Source organism: Streptomyces sp. MB09-01, from assembly GCF_033794505.1.
In the GTDB taxonomy this organism is placed as follows: domain Bacteria; phylum Actinomycetota; class Actinomycetes; order Streptomycetales; family Streptomycetaceae; genus Streptomyces.
Genome location: NZ_JARAYQ010000198.1, coordinates 1 through 16564 on the forward strand (window position 1 = coordinate 1; position 16564 = coordinate 16564).

17 protein-coding genes and 1 rRNA gene are annotated in these 16564 nt (G+C 71.6%); 3 read left to right on the forward strand and 15 right to left on the reverse strand.

Annotation, left to right across the window (positions count from 1 at the left end; translation table 11 throughout):
* Nucleotides 1-88: 88 nt before the first annotated feature.
* From PV721_RS31445 to PV721_RS31465, 5 genes are all read right to left on the reverse strand, one after another.
* The gene (locus PV721_RS31445) at nucleotides 89-1756 is read right to left on the reverse strand and encodes a bifunctional uroporphyrinogen-III C-methyltransferase/uroporphyrinogen-III synthase (RefSeq protein ID WP_319730287.1); all 1668 of its coding nucleotides are present in this window, start codon (nucleotides 1754-1756) and stop codon (nucleotides 89-91) included.
* Nucleotides 1753-2721, reverse strand: coding sequence for a hydroxymethylbilane synthase (gene hemC / locus PV721_RS31450; protein ID WP_319730289.1), 969 nt, complete (start codon nucleotides 2719-2721; stop codon nucleotides 1753-1755). Before hemC ends, PV721_RS31445 begins: the two co-directional genes overlap by 4 nt.
* On the reverse strand, nucleotides 2718-4400 hold the full coding sequence (locus PV721_RS31455) for a glutamyl-tRNA reductase (protein ID WP_319730291.1): 1683 nt from the start codon (nucleotides 4398-4400) through the stop codon (nucleotides 2718-2720). Before PV721_RS31455 ends, hemC begins: the two co-directional genes overlap by 4 nt.
* The gene (locus tag PV721_RS31460) at nucleotides 4397-5203 is read right to left on the reverse strand and encodes a redox-sensing transcriptional repressor Rex (protein WP_030721283.1); all 807 of its coding nucleotides are present in this window, start codon (nucleotides 5201-5203) and stop codon (nucleotides 4397-4399) included. The genes PV721_RS31455 and PV721_RS31460 overlap by 4 nt, the downstream gene beginning before the upstream one ends.
* A gap of 273 nt (nucleotides 5204-5476) precedes the next feature.
* Nucleotides 5477-5755 carry a glutaredoxin family protein gene (locus tag PV721_RS31465; protein WP_319730294.1) on the reverse strand — a complete coding sequence of 93 codons (279 nt, stop codon included), beginning with the start codon at nucleotides 5753-5755 and terminating at the stop codon, nucleotides 5477-5479.
* A gap of 80 nt (nucleotides 5756-5835) precedes the next feature.
* Here PV721_RS31465 and PV721_RS31470 point away from each other — a divergent pair, with 80 nt between their 5' ends.
* From PV721_RS31470 to PV721_RS31480, 3 genes are all read left to right on the forward strand, one after another.
* The gene (locus PV721_RS31470) at nucleotides 5836-6801 is read left to right on the forward strand and encodes an HAD-IB family hydrolase (RefSeq protein ID WP_319730295.1); all 966 of its coding nucleotides are present in this window, start codon (nucleotides 5836-5838) and stop codon (nucleotides 6799-6801) included.
* 356 nt (nucleotides 6802-7157) lie between these two features.
* Nucleotides 7158-7973 carry an ECF subfamily RNA polymerase sigma factor, BldN family gene (locus PV721_RS31475; protein WP_319730297.1) on the forward strand — a complete coding sequence of 272 codons (816 nt, stop codon included), beginning with the start codon at nucleotides 7158-7160 and terminating at the stop codon, nucleotides 7971-7973.
* A 236-nt stretch (nucleotides 7974-8209) separates the two neighbouring features.
* Complete coding sequence (locus PV721_RS31480) at nucleotides 8210-9418, forward strand: DUF5667 domain-containing protein (protein WP_319730299.1); 1209 nt, start codon at nucleotides 8210-8212, stop codon at nucleotides 9416-9418.
* Between the two features lie 52 nt (nucleotides 9419-9470).
* Here PV721_RS31480 and PV721_RS31485 read toward each other — a convergent pair whose 3' ends face one another.
* From PV721_RS31485 to rrf, 10 genes are all read right to left on the reverse strand, one after another.
* Nucleotides 9471-10460 (reverse strand): lysophospholipid acyltransferase family protein, encoded by a 990-nt coding sequence (locus tag PV721_RS31485; protein ID WP_319730302.1) that lies wholly within the window; start codon nucleotides 10458-10460, stop codon nucleotides 9471-9473.
* On the reverse strand, nucleotides 10460-11536 hold the full coding sequence (locus tag PV721_RS31490; RefSeq protein ID WP_319730303.1) for an NAD-dependent epimerase/dehydratase family protein: 1077 nt from the start codon (nucleotides 11534-11536) through the stop codon (nucleotides 10460-10462). The genes PV721_RS31485 and PV721_RS31490 overlap by 1 nt, the downstream gene beginning before the upstream one ends.
* A 95-nt stretch (nucleotides 11537-11631) precedes the next feature.
* Complete coding sequence (locus PV721_RS31495; RefSeq protein ID WP_003948845.1) at nucleotides 11632-11730, reverse strand: 30S ribosomal protein bS22; 99 nt, start codon at nucleotides 11728-11730, stop codon at nucleotides 11632-11634.
* A gap of 121 nt (nucleotides 11731-11851) precedes the next feature.
* Nucleotides 11852-12061, reverse strand: coding sequence for a helix-turn-helix domain-containing protein (locus PV721_RS31500; RefSeq protein ID WP_008738568.1), 210 nt, complete (start codon nucleotides 12059-12061; stop codon nucleotides 11852-11854).
* 114 nt (nucleotides 12062-12175) lie between these two features.
* Nucleotides 12176-13006 (reverse strand): phosphatase, encoded by an 831-nt coding sequence (locus tag PV721_RS31505; RefSeq protein ID WP_319730315.1) that lies wholly within the window; start codon nucleotides 13004-13006, stop codon nucleotides 12176-12178.
* Between the two features lie 94 nt (nucleotides 13007-13100).
* Entirely contained in the window at nucleotides 13101-14270 is a 1170-nt protein-coding gene (locus PV721_RS31510) for an acetoin utilization protein AcuC (protein WP_319730318.1), read from the reverse strand.
* Nucleotides 14221-15435 (reverse strand): MFS transporter, encoded by a 1215-nt coding sequence (locus PV721_RS31515; RefSeq protein WP_319730321.1) that lies wholly within the window; start codon nucleotides 15433-15435, stop codon nucleotides 14221-14223. The genes PV721_RS31510 and PV721_RS31515 overlap by 50 nt, the downstream gene beginning before the upstream one ends.
* Before the next feature lie 43 nt (nucleotides 15436-15478).
* Nucleotides 15479-16132, reverse strand: a complete 654-nt coding sequence (locus PV721_RS31520; protein WP_319730323.1) for an HAD family hydrolase — start codon at nucleotides 16130-16132, stop codon at nucleotides 15479-15481.
* Between the two features lie 75 nt (nucleotides 16133-16207).
* Nucleotides 16208-16399 (reverse strand): hypothetical protein, encoded by a 192-nt coding sequence (locus PV721_RS31525; RefSeq protein WP_319730325.1) that lies wholly within the window; start codon nucleotides 16397-16399, stop codon nucleotides 16208-16210.
* Between the two features lie 70 nt (nucleotides 16400-16469).
* Nucleotides 16470-16564: ribosomal RNA gene (gene rrf / locus PV721_RS31530) — 5S ribosomal RNA — on the reverse strand; the annotation flags it as partial.

Here is a 16564-nt window from a genome sequence, read left to right on the forward strand (position 1 = left end):
CCTGCGACCGCCCCGGAAAAAACAAGGGCGGGGCCCGACGCACCGGCGCCGGACCCCACCCTCGTACTCGTTTCCGCTCAGCCCACTGCTAGGTGGTGCGACGACGCCGCGCCCCCGGCCGGCGCTCGCTCGGCCGGAACACCGTCTCGCCGGCCTCCTTGGCCGCCTCGCGGCGCGCCGCACCGTACTCGGCGAGGGCCTCCGCCAGCTTCGACACCGACGGCTCCGGGGACAGCACGTCCACGCGCAGCCCGTGCTCCTCCGCCGTCTTGGCCGTCGCCGGCCCGATACAGGCGATGACGGTCACGTTGTGCGGCTTGCCGGCGATGCCCACCAGGTTGCGCACGGTGCTCGACGACGTGAAGAGAACGGCGTCGAAGCCGCCGCCCTTGATCGCCTCGCGCGTGTCCGCCGGCGGCGGCGACGCGCGCACGGTCCGGTAGGCGGTGACGTCGTCGACCTCCCACCCGAGCTCGATCAGCCCGGCGACCAGCGTCTCGGTCGCGATGTCGGCCCGCGGCAGGAACACGCGGTCGATCGGGTCGAAGACCGGGTCGTACGGCGGCCAGTCCTCCAGCAGTCCGGCCGCGGACTGCTCGCCGCTCGGCACCAGGTCCGGCTTCACGCCGAACTCCACGAGCGAGGCCGCGGTCTGCTCGCCCACCGCGGCGACCTTGATGCCCGCGAAGGCACGGGCGTCGAGCCCGTACTCCTCGAACTTCTCACGGACGGCCTTCACGGCGTTGACCGAGGTGAAGGCGATCCACTCGTAGCGGCCCGTCACCAGGCCCTTCACCGCGCGCTCCATCTGCTGCGGGGTGCGCGGCGGCTCCACGGCGATGGTCGGCACCTCGTGCGGTACCGCGCCGTACGAACGCAGCTGGTCGGAGAGCGAGGCGGCCTGCTCCTTGGTGCGCGGTACGAGGACCCGCCAGCCGAACAGCGGCTTCGACTCGAACCAGGCCAGGTCCTCGCGCCGCGCGGCGGCGCTGTGCTCACCGACCACGGCTATGACGGGGCGGGCGCCCTCGGGCGAGGGGAGCACCTTGCCCTGCTTGAACACCTGGGCGATCGTGCCCAGCGTCGCGGACCAGGTGCGCTGCCGCGTGGTGGTGCCGGCGACGGTCACCGTCAGCGGGGTGTCGGGCTTGCGCCCGGCGCTCACCAGCTCGGCGGCGGCCGCCGAGACGGTTTCCAGCGTCGCGGAGACGACGAGGATCCCGTCGCTCGCGCCGACCTCGCTCCAGCAGCGCGCCGAGGCGGTCTTCGCGTCGACGAACCGGACGTCCGCGCCCTGCTTGTCGCGCAGCGGGACACCGGCGTACGCGGGCACGCCCACCGCGGTCGCGACACCGGGCACCACCTCGAAGGGGATGCCGGCGGTGGCGCAGACGAGCATCTCCTCGGCCGCGTTGCCGTCGAGCCCGGGGTCGCCCGTGACGGCACGCACGACCCGCCTGCCGGAGCGTGCGGCCTCCATGACAAGATTGGCCGCGTCCCGGATCACCGGGACCCCGGCGGCTGCTGACACTTCGTCAGCGATCGTCAGCTGCGGCGTGTCGACATTCGCGCGCGCATGCGTCCGTACGACCTCGAGCACCTCGGGCTCCGCGATCAGTACGTCCGCGGCGGCGAGCGCCTCGACGGCGCGCAGCGTCAGCAGACCCGGGTCGCCGGGGCCGGCACCGAGGAAGGTGACGCGTCCGTGGGCGGCGACGGCCGGAAAAGCGGAGGTGGTCGGACTTGAGGGGTTCAAAGCGATCGCTCCCCCATCAGACCGGCCGCGCCCTTGGCCAGCATCTCGTCCGCGAGTTCGCGGCCGAGAGCCATGGCCTCGTCGTACGACTGGGGCACGGGACCGGTGGTGGACAGCTGCACCAGCGTCGAGCCGTCGAGGGTTCCGACGACGCCGCGCAGGCGCATTTCATTGACAATCTGACCGTCGGCCAGCAGATCGGCGAACGCGCCCACGGGTGCGCTGCAGCCGGCCTCCAGGGCGGCGAGCAGAGAACGCTCGGCGGTCACGGCGGCCCGGGTGAACGGGTCGTCGAGTTCGCCGAGCGCGGCGATGAGGTCCGTATCGGACGCGGGGCACTCCACGGCCAGGGCGCCCTGGCCGGGGGCCGGCAGGACGTTGTCGACGGAGAGCAGGTCGGTCGCCTCGTCACCGCGACCGATCCGGTTGAGGCCGGCGGCCGCGAGCACGACGGCGTCGAGCTCGCCGTCGCGGACGAAGCCGATCCGGGTGTCGACGTTGCCGCGGATGGGCACCGTCTCGATCCGCTTGCCGAGCGACAGCGCCAGGTGGTTGAGCTGGGCCGTGCGCCGCGGCGACCCGGTGCCGATGCGGGCACCGTCGGGCAGCTGCTCGAAGGTCAGGCCGTCCCGCGCGACGAGCGCGTCCCGCGCGTCCTCGCGCCGCGGCATGGCCGCGATCACGAGGTCGTCGGGCTGCGCGGTCGGCAGGTCCTTCAGCGAGTGCACGGCGAAGTCGACCTCGCCCCGCAGCAGCGCGTCGCGCAGGGCGGTGACGAAGACTCCCGTCCCGCCGATCTGCGCGAGGTGCTCGCGCGAGACGTCGCCGTAGGTCGTGATCTCCACGAGCTCCACGGGCCGGCCGGTGATCGCCCGTACCGCGTCGGCGACGTGCCCCGACTGGGACATGGCCAGCTTGCTCCGCCGCGTACCGAGCCGCAGCGGCTGGTCGGGACGTGTGTTCATGATGCCCGTCCTGGGTCGTCGTCGTTCATCGGATCGGCCGCGTCCGCCCGGCTGACGGAAGCAACCGTCTGAGGGTCGAGGTCGAAGAGTTCGCGCAGTGCCTCCGCGTACCCGGCGCCGCCGGGCTCGCTGGCGAGCTGCTTGACGCGCACGGTCGGCGCGTGGAGGAGCTTGTCGACGACGCGGCGCACGGTCTGGGTGACCTCGGCCCGCTGCCGTTCGTCGAGGTCGGGCACCCGCCCGTCGAGCCGCGCCACTTCCATGGCCACGACCTCGGCCGCCATGGCCCGCAGGGCGACGACGGTGGGCGTGATGTGCGCGGCCCGCTGTGCCGCCCCGAAGGCTGCGACTTCCTCCGCGACTATGCCGCGGACGGCGTCCACGTCGGCCGCCATCGGGGCGTCGGCGGACGCCTCGGCCAGGCTTTCGATGTCGACGAGCCGCACGCCGGGGATCCGGTGCACGGCGGCATCGATGTCCCGGGGCATGGCCAGGTCGAGCAGCGCGAGCCGGACGGCCGTCGCGTCGGTCTGCGTACGGGCGCTCCTGCGCGGCTGCCGCTGCGCGGCTGCCTCGCCCTGGTCGGCCCAGGTCCCGTGCAGTTCGAGGGAGTTGGCGTCGACTCCGGTCAGTGCGGCCCGCCCGTCGGGCCCCACAGGGCACCCGTCGGCCTCGACGGCGGCAGCCATCGTCCGCACCGCCCCGGCGTCGGCCAGGCGGCCCCCGTCCCGGGCAGCGGCGGCGAGCCGCGCGATGACGGCCGCATCCACCCCGGCGGACGCACCCGGCCCGGCCGGCACATCCGGCCCCGCCGGCGTTTGAGGCGCGGGGTCTGGGGCAGCGCCCCAGGACACGGCGCCGAGCACGTCATCGGCGGTCAGCACGAGCCCGGTGGCCCCGGTACAGGACACCACCACATCGACTCGTGTCAGCTCATCGGCGACCCCGGCCATGGGGATCGCCACCGCCGAGACCCCGGTGCCCGAGGCAACCAGAATCTCCGCAAGCCGCTCCGCCCGCTCACCGGTCCGGTTCGCCACGACGATCTCCGCGACACCGACCCGCGCCAGTGTCGCCGCGGCCAGCGAGGACATCGACCCGGCACCGATCACCAGCGCCCGCTTCCCGGCGGCCCACTCGCCCACCGGCACGCGCACCGCGAGCTGCTCCAGCCCGAAGGTCACCAGCGACTGGCCCGCGCGGTCGATCCCGGTCTCCGAGTGCGCCCGCTTGCCCACCCGCAGCGCCTGCTGGAACAGGTCGTTGATCAGCCGGCCGGCGGTGTGCAGTTCCTGCCCCAGCGCCAGCGCGTCCTTGATCTGGCCGAGGATCTGGCCCTCGCCCACGACCATCGAGTCCAGCCCGCACGCCACCGAGAACAGGTGGTGCACCGCCCGGTCCTCGTAGTGCACGTACAGGTACGGGGTGAGCTCTTCCAGGGCCACTCCGCTGTGCTGGGCCAGCAGCGTGGACAGCTCGGCCACACCCGCGTGGAACTTGTCCACGTCCGCGTACAGCTCGATGCGGTTGCACGTGGCGAGCACCGCGGCCTCCGCCGCCGGTTCCGCGGCGAGGGTGTCGTGCAGCAGCTTGATCTTGGCGTCCGCGGACAGCGAGGCCCGCTCCAGGACGCTCACGGGTGCGCTGCGGTGACTCAGCCCTACGACGAGCAGACTCATGCCGGCATCACCGCCGGGTGGTCGCCCTCGGGGTTGCCCTTGCGCGCCTCGGCGGCCGCGCGCCCGGCCGGCGGCACGACGGCCGCGGCGGGGGCGGCGCCGCCCACGGAGGAGCCGCCGGCGGCAGCGGCGGCCGCTTCCTCACCGGCCTTGCGCTGCTCGTGGAACGCCAGGATCTGGAGCTCGATGGAGAGGTCGACCTTGCGCACGTCGACGCCGTCGGGCACGGACAGCACGGTCGGCGCGAAGTTCAGGATCGAGGTGACCCCGGCCGCGATCAGCCGCTCGCTGACCTGCTGGGCGGCGCCGGCGGGCGTCGCGATGACGCCGATCGAGACGCCGTTCTCCTCGATGATCTTCTCGAGGTCGTCGGTGTGCTGCACGGACATGCCGGCGACCGGCTTGCCGGCCATCGCCGGGTCGGCGTCGATGAGGGCCGCGACGCGGAAGCCGCGCGCGGAGAAGCCGCCGTAGTTGGCGAGGGCGGCGCCGAGGTTACCGATGCCGACGATGACGACCGGCCAGTCCTGGGTCAGGCCGAGCTCGCGGGAGATCTGGTAGACGAGGTATTCGACGTCGTAGCCGACGCCGCGGGTGCCGTAGGAACCGAGGTACGAGAAGTCCTTGCGCAGCTTCGCGGAGTTGACTCCGGCGGCGGCTGCGAGCTCCTCGGAGGACACCGTGGGCACCGATCGCTCGGAGAGCGCGGTGAGGGCACGCAAGTACAGCGGAAGCCGGGCGACAGTGGCCTCGGGAATACCTCGGCTGCGGGTCGCCGGTCGGTGAGTTCGGCCAGTTGCCACGATGCTCCTGCGGGATGAGCGGGGCTGCAGGCGGTCACTTGTCCCAAGACCGCCCCGTCGACAGCAGGCTATGCCTTTGTGAACGCGTGCACAAAGATTGTGTCCGCTTTGTCCGAGCAAAGTGACCGGGGTCACGCGACCTCGTCACCTAAACCCGGAACCGGCCGCACGCCGAACCCGTTCAAATCCCAAAGGGGGCAAAACCGTGCACACTCCTCACAGATACGCCCCCGAGACCCCACAAATCGCCCATGATGGTAACCGGGAAGGGGGTCAGGCCTCCAACGCCCGCCGGAGGCGGTCCGGGTTCACCCTCCAGAAGGTGTGCTGTTCGCCGTCGACGAGCACCACCGGGATCTGCTCCCAGTGCAGCCGGTACAGCTCCTCGTCCTGCGAGATGTCCTTCTTCTCCCACTGCGCTCCGGTCTCGGCGCAGACCCTCGCGACCACCTCCTCGGCGTCGTCGCACAGGTGACACCCGGGCTTCCCGATCAGCGTCACCATCCGCTCGCCGGGACGCTTCTTTTCCTTGCGGCGCAACAAAGGGCTCATGGCTTCATTCTCCCGAAGTGTTAACGCCTCCGTTTCCCATCGGTTCGGGAAGTACCGAACACAGTGGCTATGCTCGCCGCATGGCCGCTCTCGGATGGCTCACCCCTCGTAAACGCTCCGCAACCGCGCGGAGCGTGCTTGCAGGCGAGGCCTCGGCGGAGGCCGCCCGCAAGACGGCGCTGGTCGGAGCCGAGGCCGAAGCCGAGACCGAGGCACCCGCGATCGAGGCGCCCCGCGAAGAGCCCCCGGCCGAGCCCGAGTTCCCGGTCGCCGGCGACGACCTCGCCGCCGCCTTCTTCGACCTCGACAACACCGTCATGCAGGGCGCCGCGATCTTCCACTTCGGCCGCGGCCTCTACAAGCGCGAGTTCTTCCAGCGCCGCGAACTCGCCCGCTTCGCCTGGCAGCAGGCCTGGTTCCGGCTCGCCGGGGTCGAGGACCCCGAGCACATGCAGGACGCCCGCGACAGCGCCCTGTCCATCGTCAAGGGCCACAAGGTCTCGGAGCTGATGGCCATCGGCGAGGAGATCTACGACGAATACATGGCCGAGCGGATCTGGCCGGGCACCCGCGCCCTGGCCCAGGCCCACCTCGACGCCGGCCAGAAGGTGTGGCTGGTCACCGCCGCCCCCGTGGAGACGGCCACGATCATCGCCCGCCGGCTCGGCCTGACCGGCGCCCTGGGCACCGTCGCCGAGTCCGTCGACGGGGTCTACACCGGCCGCCTGGTCGGCGAGCCGCTGCACGGCCCCGCCAAGGCCGAGGCGGTCCGCGCCCTGGCCGCCGCCGAGGGGCTGGACCTCGCGCGCTGCGCCGCGTACAGCGATTCGCACAACGACATCCCGATGCTGTCTCTCGTCGGACATCCGTACGCGATCAATCCGGACACAAAACTGCGCAAGCATGCCCGTACCAACGACTGGCGGCTGCGCGACTACCGGACCGGCCGCAAGGCCGTGAAGGTCGGCGTCCCGGCGGCCGCCGGCGTCGGCGCGATCGCGGGCGGCGCGGCCGCCGCCATCGCCCTGCACCGCCGCCGCAAGTAACAACGGCAGGCCGGGCCCCGCCGCCCCCGCGCGCGGCGGCCCGGCGCGACCCCGGGCATTCGCTCACCTCTACCCGCGCCCCCGGCGCGGCACTCCGGCCTGCCCGACTCGGTCGCGGCCCCCCTTGGAAGCGTCCATTCCGCGCACCCAAGCGATCAAGAATCGATCACCAACCGCGACTGAATATGCCCTCGACACGCAACAGAAGTGTCGGAACCGGTGATTTGAGCAACTGGGTGTAGCACTGCCTGTACGAAGCGTTATTCTCCTCAAACGCATGCCACCGGCCATCTGTCGCCACGACGGGTGAACGGTTCCGCACTGCACGTGATGGAAGCTCTGCCTCTGGGAGTCCCGTGTACCCACCTGTCGGGGTTGACGCCTCGGGCCTGGCTCAGCTGCGCGCAACGGTCCTCGACCACCTGCGCGGCTTCGTCCCCACCGCGTACGCCGTCCCCGCCTTCGCCGCCGCGGTCCCCGCCGGTATCGGCCCGGCCGGTCCTTGCTATGCCCTGACCGACGGCGGCGCGACGGTGGGCAGACGAGGCCGCGCGGCCGGGGGCTCGAACGGCGCCGCCGGCACGAGCACCCAGGCCACCCCCCGCCGCCCCACGGCGGACAGCGACCAGGCCCGCATGATGGACCTGGTCGAACGAGCCCAGGCGGGCGAGGCCGAGGCCTTCGGCCGCCTCTACGACCAGTACAGCGACACCGTCTACCGCTACATCTACTACCGGGTCGGAGGGAAGGCGACCGCGGAGGACCTCACCAGCGAGACCTTCCTGCGCGCGCTGCGCCGCATCTCCACCTTCACCTGGCAGGGCCGCGACTTCGGCGCCTGGCTGGTGACGATCGCCCGCAACCTGGTGGCGGACCACTTCAAGTCCAGCCGCTTCCGGCTGGAGGTCACCACCGGAGAGATGCTCGACGCCAACGAGGTCGAGCGCAGCCCCGAGGACTCCGTGCTGGAGTCCCTCTCCAACGCGGCCCTGCTGGAGGCCGTGCGGAAGCTCAATCCCCAGCAGCAGGAGTGCGTGACCCTGCGCTTCCTGCAGGGCCTCTCGGTCGCCGAGACGGCCCGGGTCATGGGAAAGAACGAAGGAGCCATCAAGACGCTCCAGTACCGGGCGGTCCGCACCCTGGCCCGCCTCCTCCCGGACGACGCCCGCTGACCCCCCTCCCAAATCAACACAACCTCACATACATCCGGTGACCCCTCGATGACGCTGTGGTCCGATCATCCTTCGTCCGTAACCCAAGTGCCGCGACGCTCGTTGTGCGGAATGCAGACTCCCTGTGGACACGCCCTGCCCGAAGCCGCTCACCCGAAAGTGTGGATGTGCTCAAGGAAGGCAACCTTCCGGACACCTTGGGGAGTCGATCGTCATGACGAGAGGAGGTGCCGCCAGTGATCGCGAACGTGACTCCGCACCGGCGGGCGAACGCCTTCGCCCAGGCCCTGGAGGATCGGACCCCGTCCGATCTTTCGGAACCGGACCCGGCGGCCGAGCAGCCCGAGGCACCTGCCGAACCTGCCGACCACGACCGGTTGTTGGCCCTGGCGAGCGCGCTCGGCGAAAGAATGCCGCGCCCGGTGCTGGACCCCGAGGTCAAGGTGGTGCAGCGAGCCCAGCTCGTTGCGGCCATGGAGGCCATGGTGTTGGAAGAGAGGGCCGGGGGCGGTGCCGCCTCGGACCCTCATGTGCCCGAGCAGCGGACCGGCCGCGGCGCCCACCGGGCGACCCCGCTCCGGAAATTGCGGCCCCGCTCCCGCTGGTCCAAGGGCATCGCAGCGGGCGGCCTCACCGTGGGTGTGGCCGCGGGGGCCTTCAGCGGAGTGGCCGCTGCCAGTTCCGACGCCCTGCCCGGTGACCACCTCTACCCCGTGAAGCGGGGCATGGAGGACCTGAAGCTGGGGATGGCCGACGACGACGCGGACAGGGGCGAGCTCTACCTCGACCAGGCCTCGAACCGTCTGTCGGAAGCCCGCCGGCTGATGGAACGGGGCCGGTTGGGCGACCTGGACCACGAGTCCCTGGGCGCGATCCGCCGCGCCCTGGCGGGCGTGAAGCACGACGCGGAGCAGGGCCACCGGCTCCTCCAGGCGGCGTACGAACGGGACGGCTCGCTCGGCCCGATCCAGAAGCTGTCGTCGTTCTCCCGCTCCCACCGCGACGCGTGGGGCAAGCTCCGCGAGAGGCTCCCGGCGCAGCTCACGGACGTGGGCGGTGAGGTGGAGTCGGTCTTCCAGGCCATAGACGAAGACGTGGCGCCGCTCCAGAGCCTGCTCCCCAAGCCACCGGAGCAGACCCGCGGCACCGGCACGCCCCCCGGCAGCTCCTCCCACAAGCCGGGCACCCCCAGCGGAGGGCAGCAGTCCGCCCCGGCCGCGGGGACGCCCTCCGGCAGCCCGGCGCCGTCCCCCTCGGGCAGCACCCGGCCACCGGCCGGCGGCGGCCTCCTGGGCGGTACGGGCGACCTGCTCAACCCGCCCGCGGGACAGTCGGCTCCGCCCCCCTCGGGCACCCCGGAGCAGGCCGGGCCGGACATCACCCTCCCGCCCCTCCTCCCGGGCATCCTCCCGGGCCTCGGCCTGGGCGCGGAGGACGCGGAGTAGAGGAAAGGCGGGGCTGCCCACGGCAGCCCCGCCTCGTTCCTTCGGCGGCGGGTCAGAAGAACACGGACCGCCGCTGCACCAGCAGTTTGTACAGCGTGTGCTGGATCTGCTCCCGCACCTGATCCGTCAGGTTGAACATCAGCATCGGATCCTCCGCCGCCTCGGCCGCATAGCCCTCCGTGGGGATCGGCTCGCCGAACTGGATCGTCCACTTCGTCGGCAACGGCACCGCCCCCAACGGCCCCAGCCACGGAAACGTCGGCGTGATCGGGAAGTACGGGACCCCCAGCAGCCGCGCCAGCGTCTTCGCGTTGCCGACCATGGGGTAGATCTCCTCCGCCCCCACGATTGAGCACGGCACGATCGGCGTCCCCGCCCGCAGCGCCGTGGACACGAACCCGCCCCGGCCGAACCGCTGCAGCTTGTACCGGTCCCCGAACGGCTTCCCTATCCCCTTGAAGCCCTCCGGCATCACACCGACGAGTTCTCCGGCCTCCAGCAGCCGCTGCGCGTCCTCCGCGCACGCCAGGGTGTGCCCCGCCTTCCTGGCCAGCTCGTTGACCACCGGCAGCATGAACACCAGGTCCGCCGCCAGCAGCCGCAGGTGACGCTGTGCCGGGTGCCGGTCGTGCACCGCGACTTGGAGCATCAGCCCGTCCAGCGGCAGCGTCCCGGAGTGGTTGGCGACGATCAGCGCGCCGCCCTCCGCCGGGATGTTCTCGATGCCCCTGACCTCGACCCGGAAGTACTTGTCGTACAGCGGCCGCATCAGGGACATCAGGACCTGGTCCGTCAGTTCCTTGTCGTAGCCGAACTCGTCGACCTCGTAGTCCCCGGTGATCCGCCGCCGCAGGAAGGCCAGCCCGCCCGCGATCCGCCGGTCCCAGCCGTCACCGCGCTCCGCCGGAGCAGGCTCGGGCGCCGGCTCCGGAGCGGGCGGCTGCTGCTCCGCCGGCTCGGGAGCGGACACCGCACGCACCCGGCGGGGGATCCGCCGGCGCGGCCGGTCCTCGTCGAACGGAATGACCTTGGCGTCCGCCACTATCGCTTCGCTCCTTCAACCGCGTCGGCATCGACATGGGGCCCGTCTGCCCCCAGCATGGCCGCCATCCGGTCCACGGCCCGCCCGACCCGCTCCGGCGGCAGCAGCCCGCTCCCGCGGCTCCGCGCGAAGTCCGCGAACGTCTCGGCGGTCGTGTAGAGCGGCTCGAAGCCGAGGACCTCCCGCATCTGCGAGGTCTCCACGACCCGGCCGTGCGTGAGCAGCCGCATCTGCTCCGCCGAGAAGTCGGTGACCCCGACGGCCCGCAGCGCGGAACCCACCCACGTCAGCGCGGGCAGCAGCAGCGGCATCGTGGGCCGCCCCAGCCGCCGCGAACACTGCGACAGCAGCAGCACGCCGTCACCCGCGATGTTGAAGGTCCCGCTGTTCAGCGTCCCCCGTCTGGGCTCCTGCGCGGCGAGCCGCAGTACGTCGAGCACGTCGTCCTCGTGCACGAACTGCAGCCGCGGGTCGTAGCCCAGCACGGTCGGCATCACCGGGATCGAGAAGTACTCGGCGAGGGCCGAGTCCGCGAAGGGACCCAGGATGTTCGCGAACCGCAGCACGCACACCGCGACGTCCGGCCGCCTGCGCGCGAAGCCGCGTACGTAACCCTCGACCTCGGCGGCGTCCTTGGCGAAGCCGCCCGCCGGCAGCGATTTCGGTTCGGTGGTCTCGGTGAAGACGGCCGGATCCCGGGAGGTGCCCCCGTACACACTGGTACTGGACTTCACCACGAGCCGTCGCACCGTCGGCGACTTCTGGCAGGCCCCGAGGAGCTGCATCGTCCCGATGACGTTCGTTTCCTTGACGGCGCTGCGCGCGCCGCCGGCGCCCGCGGCGCCCCCGGTGACCGCCAGATGGACCACCGTGTCCACGGCGTGCTCGGCGAGCACGCGGGCGATCGCCGACTGTCTGATGTCCGTACGGACGAACTCCGCCGATCCGAGCCGGTGCGGCGGTGTCACCGCGTCCACCGCGATCACCCGCTCGACCTCCGGGTCACGCTGGATCCGGCGCACGAAGCGGCCGCCCAACTGCCGGGCTGCCCCGGTGACGAGTACGACCTTCCCCACGAGCTCAGCGCCTCCCTCGAAGAAGTCCCCCGGCTGCACCGCAGCCCCTCCACCAGGATGGTGGAGGGGCTGCGGAGAACACGTACAGCTGCCGTCTACTTCTTGTTACGGCGCTGGACGCGGGTGCGCTTGAGCAGCTTGCGGTGCTTCTTCTTAGCCATCCGCTTGCGCCGCTTCTTGATAACAGAGCCCACGACTACCCTCGCTCACTTCTCTTCATTCGGTGCGGGGCGTCGGGGCCCACACGACCTACGTCGGCCTAGCCTACCGTCCCGAGCTCTGAGCTTGTAATCCGAGGGCGTGCCGGGGTCACTCTCAGGCCGACTCCACCCCCACGTAGGACTCTCGGAGGTACTCGTGGACCGCGTTTTCGGGGACCCGGAAGGACCGACCCACCCGGATTGCGGGCAGATGACCGTTGTGCACCAGCCGGTACACGGTCATCTTCGACACTCGCATCACCGAGGCAACCTCCGCCACGGTCAGGAACTGAACCTCGCTGAGAGGCCTCTCGCCAGCAGCCATGACACACCTTGACCTTCCGCGCATGACGGGCACCGGCTTCCCCTCCGGTTACTCCTCGTCGTCGCACGCTCACTCCCCAGAGTAGGGGCGCGTGATACGAGTGGGGAAGAGGAGCTACGGCCACTCCTGCCGCCCCGTCAGACTCGCCCTGCCGAGCACGTAGTGCGTAAGCGGTCGGTAGTAGTCCGCTCGCACCGCGTCATCAAGTGGAACGGCCACCGAGACCCGCCCCTCGGCCTCTCCGACGAACAGCGCGGGATCGTCCGTGTCCGCCAGCCCGATCGCCTCCACACCGAGCTGACCTGCGCCGCAGACCCACCCGTGGTCCCCCACGACCAGCTCCGGCAGCGGCCCGCCGGCCTCCGCGAGGGCCCCCAGCGCGATCCGAACCGGCAGGGGCGAATGGGTGTGCACGCCGGTCGCACTCCCCGGCACCCGCACGCCGGGTTCCCGCACCAGCGCGACCCCCCGTACGTATTCGATGCGGTACGTGCGTACGCCGAACCGGGTCGCCATGTCGACACTCACCCCCTGCGCGGGAGTGAGGACAACACATCCCGCCGCCGACATCGCGTCCGCCAAACCGGCGTAGAAGCCCAGGAGCCGATGCGGATGGCCGGTCCCGAACAGCACGGGCGACCGCGACCGCGCCGCCTCCCGCAGCCGCCCCGCGAAGGCCTCCAGCGCGGCCACCGTCCGCTCCGGGTCGATCACGTCCGGCCCGCTGACGTGCGCCGGGTCCGCCGAGACACCGCACTTGTCCGCCATCAGCCTCAGCAGGTCACCCTCGCCCCAGCCCCACTCCGGATCCAGCCCCAGCATCACCCGCGGATCGCGCGCCGCGAACAGCCGGTAACTGCGCAGGCTCACCTCCCGGGAGGTGGCGACGGGCCCGGCCAACCGGGCGGCCAGCAGATGCGCACGCAGCGCGCCGGTGCTCAACACCCTCCGATGCTGCCCCCCGCACATCTGGCAGGTCATCAATTCTGGCGAACAGCCCCACAGTTGGCGTAACGATGCAGCAAGGTCGTCCAGGGGGTCAGGTCAGCATTCCGCGCAGCGGGAAGACCGCCCGCCGCGTGGCGAGAACGGCTTGATCCGTGCGGTCCGCCGGGTCGTACCCCGCCTCCCAGTCCCGCCACGACGGCGTCCGCCCGTCCGTCATCCGGGCCGGCGCCGGCTGCCGCGTCCGCGCGTACACCTCGTCCCGCCACGACGCCGGGACCACCGACGCCGGATCCACCGGCCGGTGCGCGGCGATCGCCACCAGGTGCGTCCACGACCGCGGTACGACGTCCACCACCGCGTACCCGCCGCCGCCGAGCGCCAGCCACCTGCCGTCCGCGTACTCGTGCGCGAGCCGGTGGCAGGACTCCTGGACGGCCCGCTGGGCGTCCAGCGACACGGCAAGGTGGGCGAGGGGGTCCTCGAAGTGCGTGTCGGCCCCGTGCTGGGTCACCAGCACCTGCGGCCGGAAGTCCGCCAGCAGCTCCGGCACGACACCGTGGAAGGCCCGCAGCCACCCCTCGTCCCCGGTCCCCGCGGGCAGCGCGATGTTCACCGCCGACCCTTCGGCCCCCGGCCCACCGGTCTCCTCCGGCCAGCCGGTCTGCGGGAACAGCGTCCGCGGATGCTCGTGCATCGAGATCGTCAGCACCCGCGGGTCGTCCCAGAAGGCCGCTTGCACGCCGTCCCCGTGATGGACGTCCACATCCACGTACGCGACCCGCTCGGCCCCCAGCTCCAGCAGCCGGGCGATCGCCAGCGACGCGTCGTTGTAGACGCAGAAACCGGCCGCCCCGCCCGGCATGGCGTGGTGCAGCCCGCCCGCGAAGTTCACCGCATGCTCGGCATCCCCGCTCCAGAGCGCCTCCGCCCCCGCCACGGACTGCCCGGCGATCAGCGCCGACGCCTCGTGCATGCCGTGGAAGGCCGGATCGTCCATGGTGCCCAGCCCGTACGACCCGTCGGCGACCCCCGGGTCCGCGGACACCTCGCGCACCGCGGCGACGTAGTCCTCCCGGTGGACCAGCCGCAGCGTCGACTCCCCGGCCGCCGGCGCCGCCCGTACCTCCATCACCCGGTCCAGCCCGAAGGCGCGCACCAGGCCCATGGTCAGCGCCAGGCGCACCGGGTCCATCGGATGGCTCGGTCCGAAGTCATACCTCGTTACCGCCTCGTCCCACATCAACAACCCGCGGCCGCTCATGCCGGACACCGTATCGGGCGCCCTCGGAGGCGAACGAGCGGGCGTAGAAGAGTGTCACCAGCACCAGGGCCATCGGCACCAGCATCGCGCCCCGGTAGCTCCAGGCGTCACCGATCCCGCCGACGAGCGGCGACCCGATCAGGAAACCGACGTAGTTGAAGATGTTGAGCCGGGCGACGGCGGTGTCGGAACCGCCCGGGAAGAGCCGGCCCGCGGCGGCGAAGGTCTGCGGCACGATCACGCACAGCCCGATCCCCAGCAGGGTGAAGCCGAGCATCCCCACCCACGCCCCCGGCGCGGCCGCGACGACGGCGAAGCCGGCGGCGGCGACCAGCGTCCCGCCCCGCACCACGGCCGCGGCCCCGAACCGACGCACGCCCAGGTCCCCGACGGCCCGCCCGATGAGGGTGGTCACCATGTAGACGTTGTAGGGGACGGTCGCCATCTGCTCCGAGCTCCCGAGCACGTCCTGGAGGTACTTGGCACTCCAGTTCGCCACCGTCGAGTCCCCGATGTACGCGCACGCCATCACCAGGCACAGCGGCAGCAGCATCTTGAAACCGCCGCTGCCCAGCCCCTTCTCCTGCACCTCCCCCGCGCCCGTCCCGTCCACGTAGCGCCGGCTCAGCAGCAGCACCAGCGGCACCAGCACGACGACGGCCGGCAGATAGCCGCTGAACAGGCTCAGCTGCCAGTGCGCCCCCGCCCATGCGGCCGACGCCCCCAGGATCCCGCCGAGGCTGTACGCGGCGTGGAAGCCGAGCATGATGCTGCGCCCGTACGCCCGCTGCAGGCTGACGCCGAGCATGTTCATCGAGGCGTCCAGCGCACCCACCGACAGCCCGAACGCCCCCAGGGCCACCGCCACGTGCCACATCTGGCTGCCGGTCCCGACGCCCAGCAGGGACAGCAGCACGAGCGGCTGCGCCCACCGCAGTACGGCGCTGGGCGCCACCCGCTTCACCAGGTGCTCGGTGGCCACGCTCGCGACACCGGCGAGGACCGGCACGGCGGCGAGGAAGGCGGGCAGCAGCCCGTCGGATATCCCGTACCGGTCCTGGATGGCCGGGATCCGGGTCACGAGCAGCGCGAAGGCCACGCCCTGTGCGAAGAAGCTGAACCCCAGAGCGCCCCGGCCGCGCCGCAGCCGCACATCATCCGTCATGGCGGGTCAGCGTAGGCCCCGGGGCTACCCGTGGGTAGAGCGATCACACAGGCAGTTGGAGGAGCAGCGGGACCTGCATCATGTCCCCGAAGTACCCGGTGGCCCCGGGCAGCTCGTCCGCCGGCAGCATCGCGGTGTACGCGTACACGTCCATCCCGGCGGCCGCGGCGGCCTGGATCCCGCGGGGGCTGTCCTCGATGACCACGCACCGCGCGGGCTCGACACCCATCTGCCGTGCCGCGTGCAGGTACAGATCGGGTGCCGGCTTGCCCCGGCCCACGTCCTCGGAGCTGAAGATCCACTCCTCCTCGAACCAGCCGTCGATCCCCGCTGCCAGGTGCCCGGCCCTGATCCGCTCGTGGCTCCCGGAGGAGGCCAGGCAGTAGCCGACCCCGCTCGCGGTCAGGGCCCCGAGCACGTCCTCGATGCCGGCGACCGGCTTCAGCTCCCGCTCGAACGCGGCCACGGTCCGCGCGACCAGCGTCGCGTCGAAGTCCTCGGGCAGCCGCTCCCCGGTCCGTTCGAGGACCAGATCGTGCACCCGGTGCACGGCGGCCCCCATGTAGTCGCGGAGCGAGTCCTCGTACGTGGTCGGGTGGCCCAGCTCGGTCAGGTAGCCGGCGAGGACGCTGTTGGCTAGCGGCTCACTGTCCACCAGCACGCCGTCGTTGTCGAAGATGACGAGGTCGTAGCCCATACCCCAACCCTACGAGCCGTCAGTGCAGATCCGTCTGGACCCCATGCCGGGCATCCGCAGGACAACGGAAGATCCTCAGCTCCCCGGCCCGCCCCACGGCACCATGGTGACGGCCGGTTCCCCCGACGGATCCTGCTCGTCCGGCCTCCCACAGGTGGGCCACACGTCACCGGCCGGCCACAACAGGGGCCCGCCTACGGAGGTGTCCCGCGGCCCGGGATTGCCCTGCGTGAGCAGCAGCAGAACCGCATCTCGCTCTTTCGGCATGACCGGATCCTAAACGCAGAAAAGCCCCGCACCGAACCCGAAGGTTTGGTGCGGGGCTTCCGCAATGATTGTTCGGCGGCGTCCTACTCTCCCACAGGGTCCCCCCTGCAGTACCATCGGCGCTGAAAGGCTTAGCTTCCGGGTTCGGAATGTAACCGGGCGTTT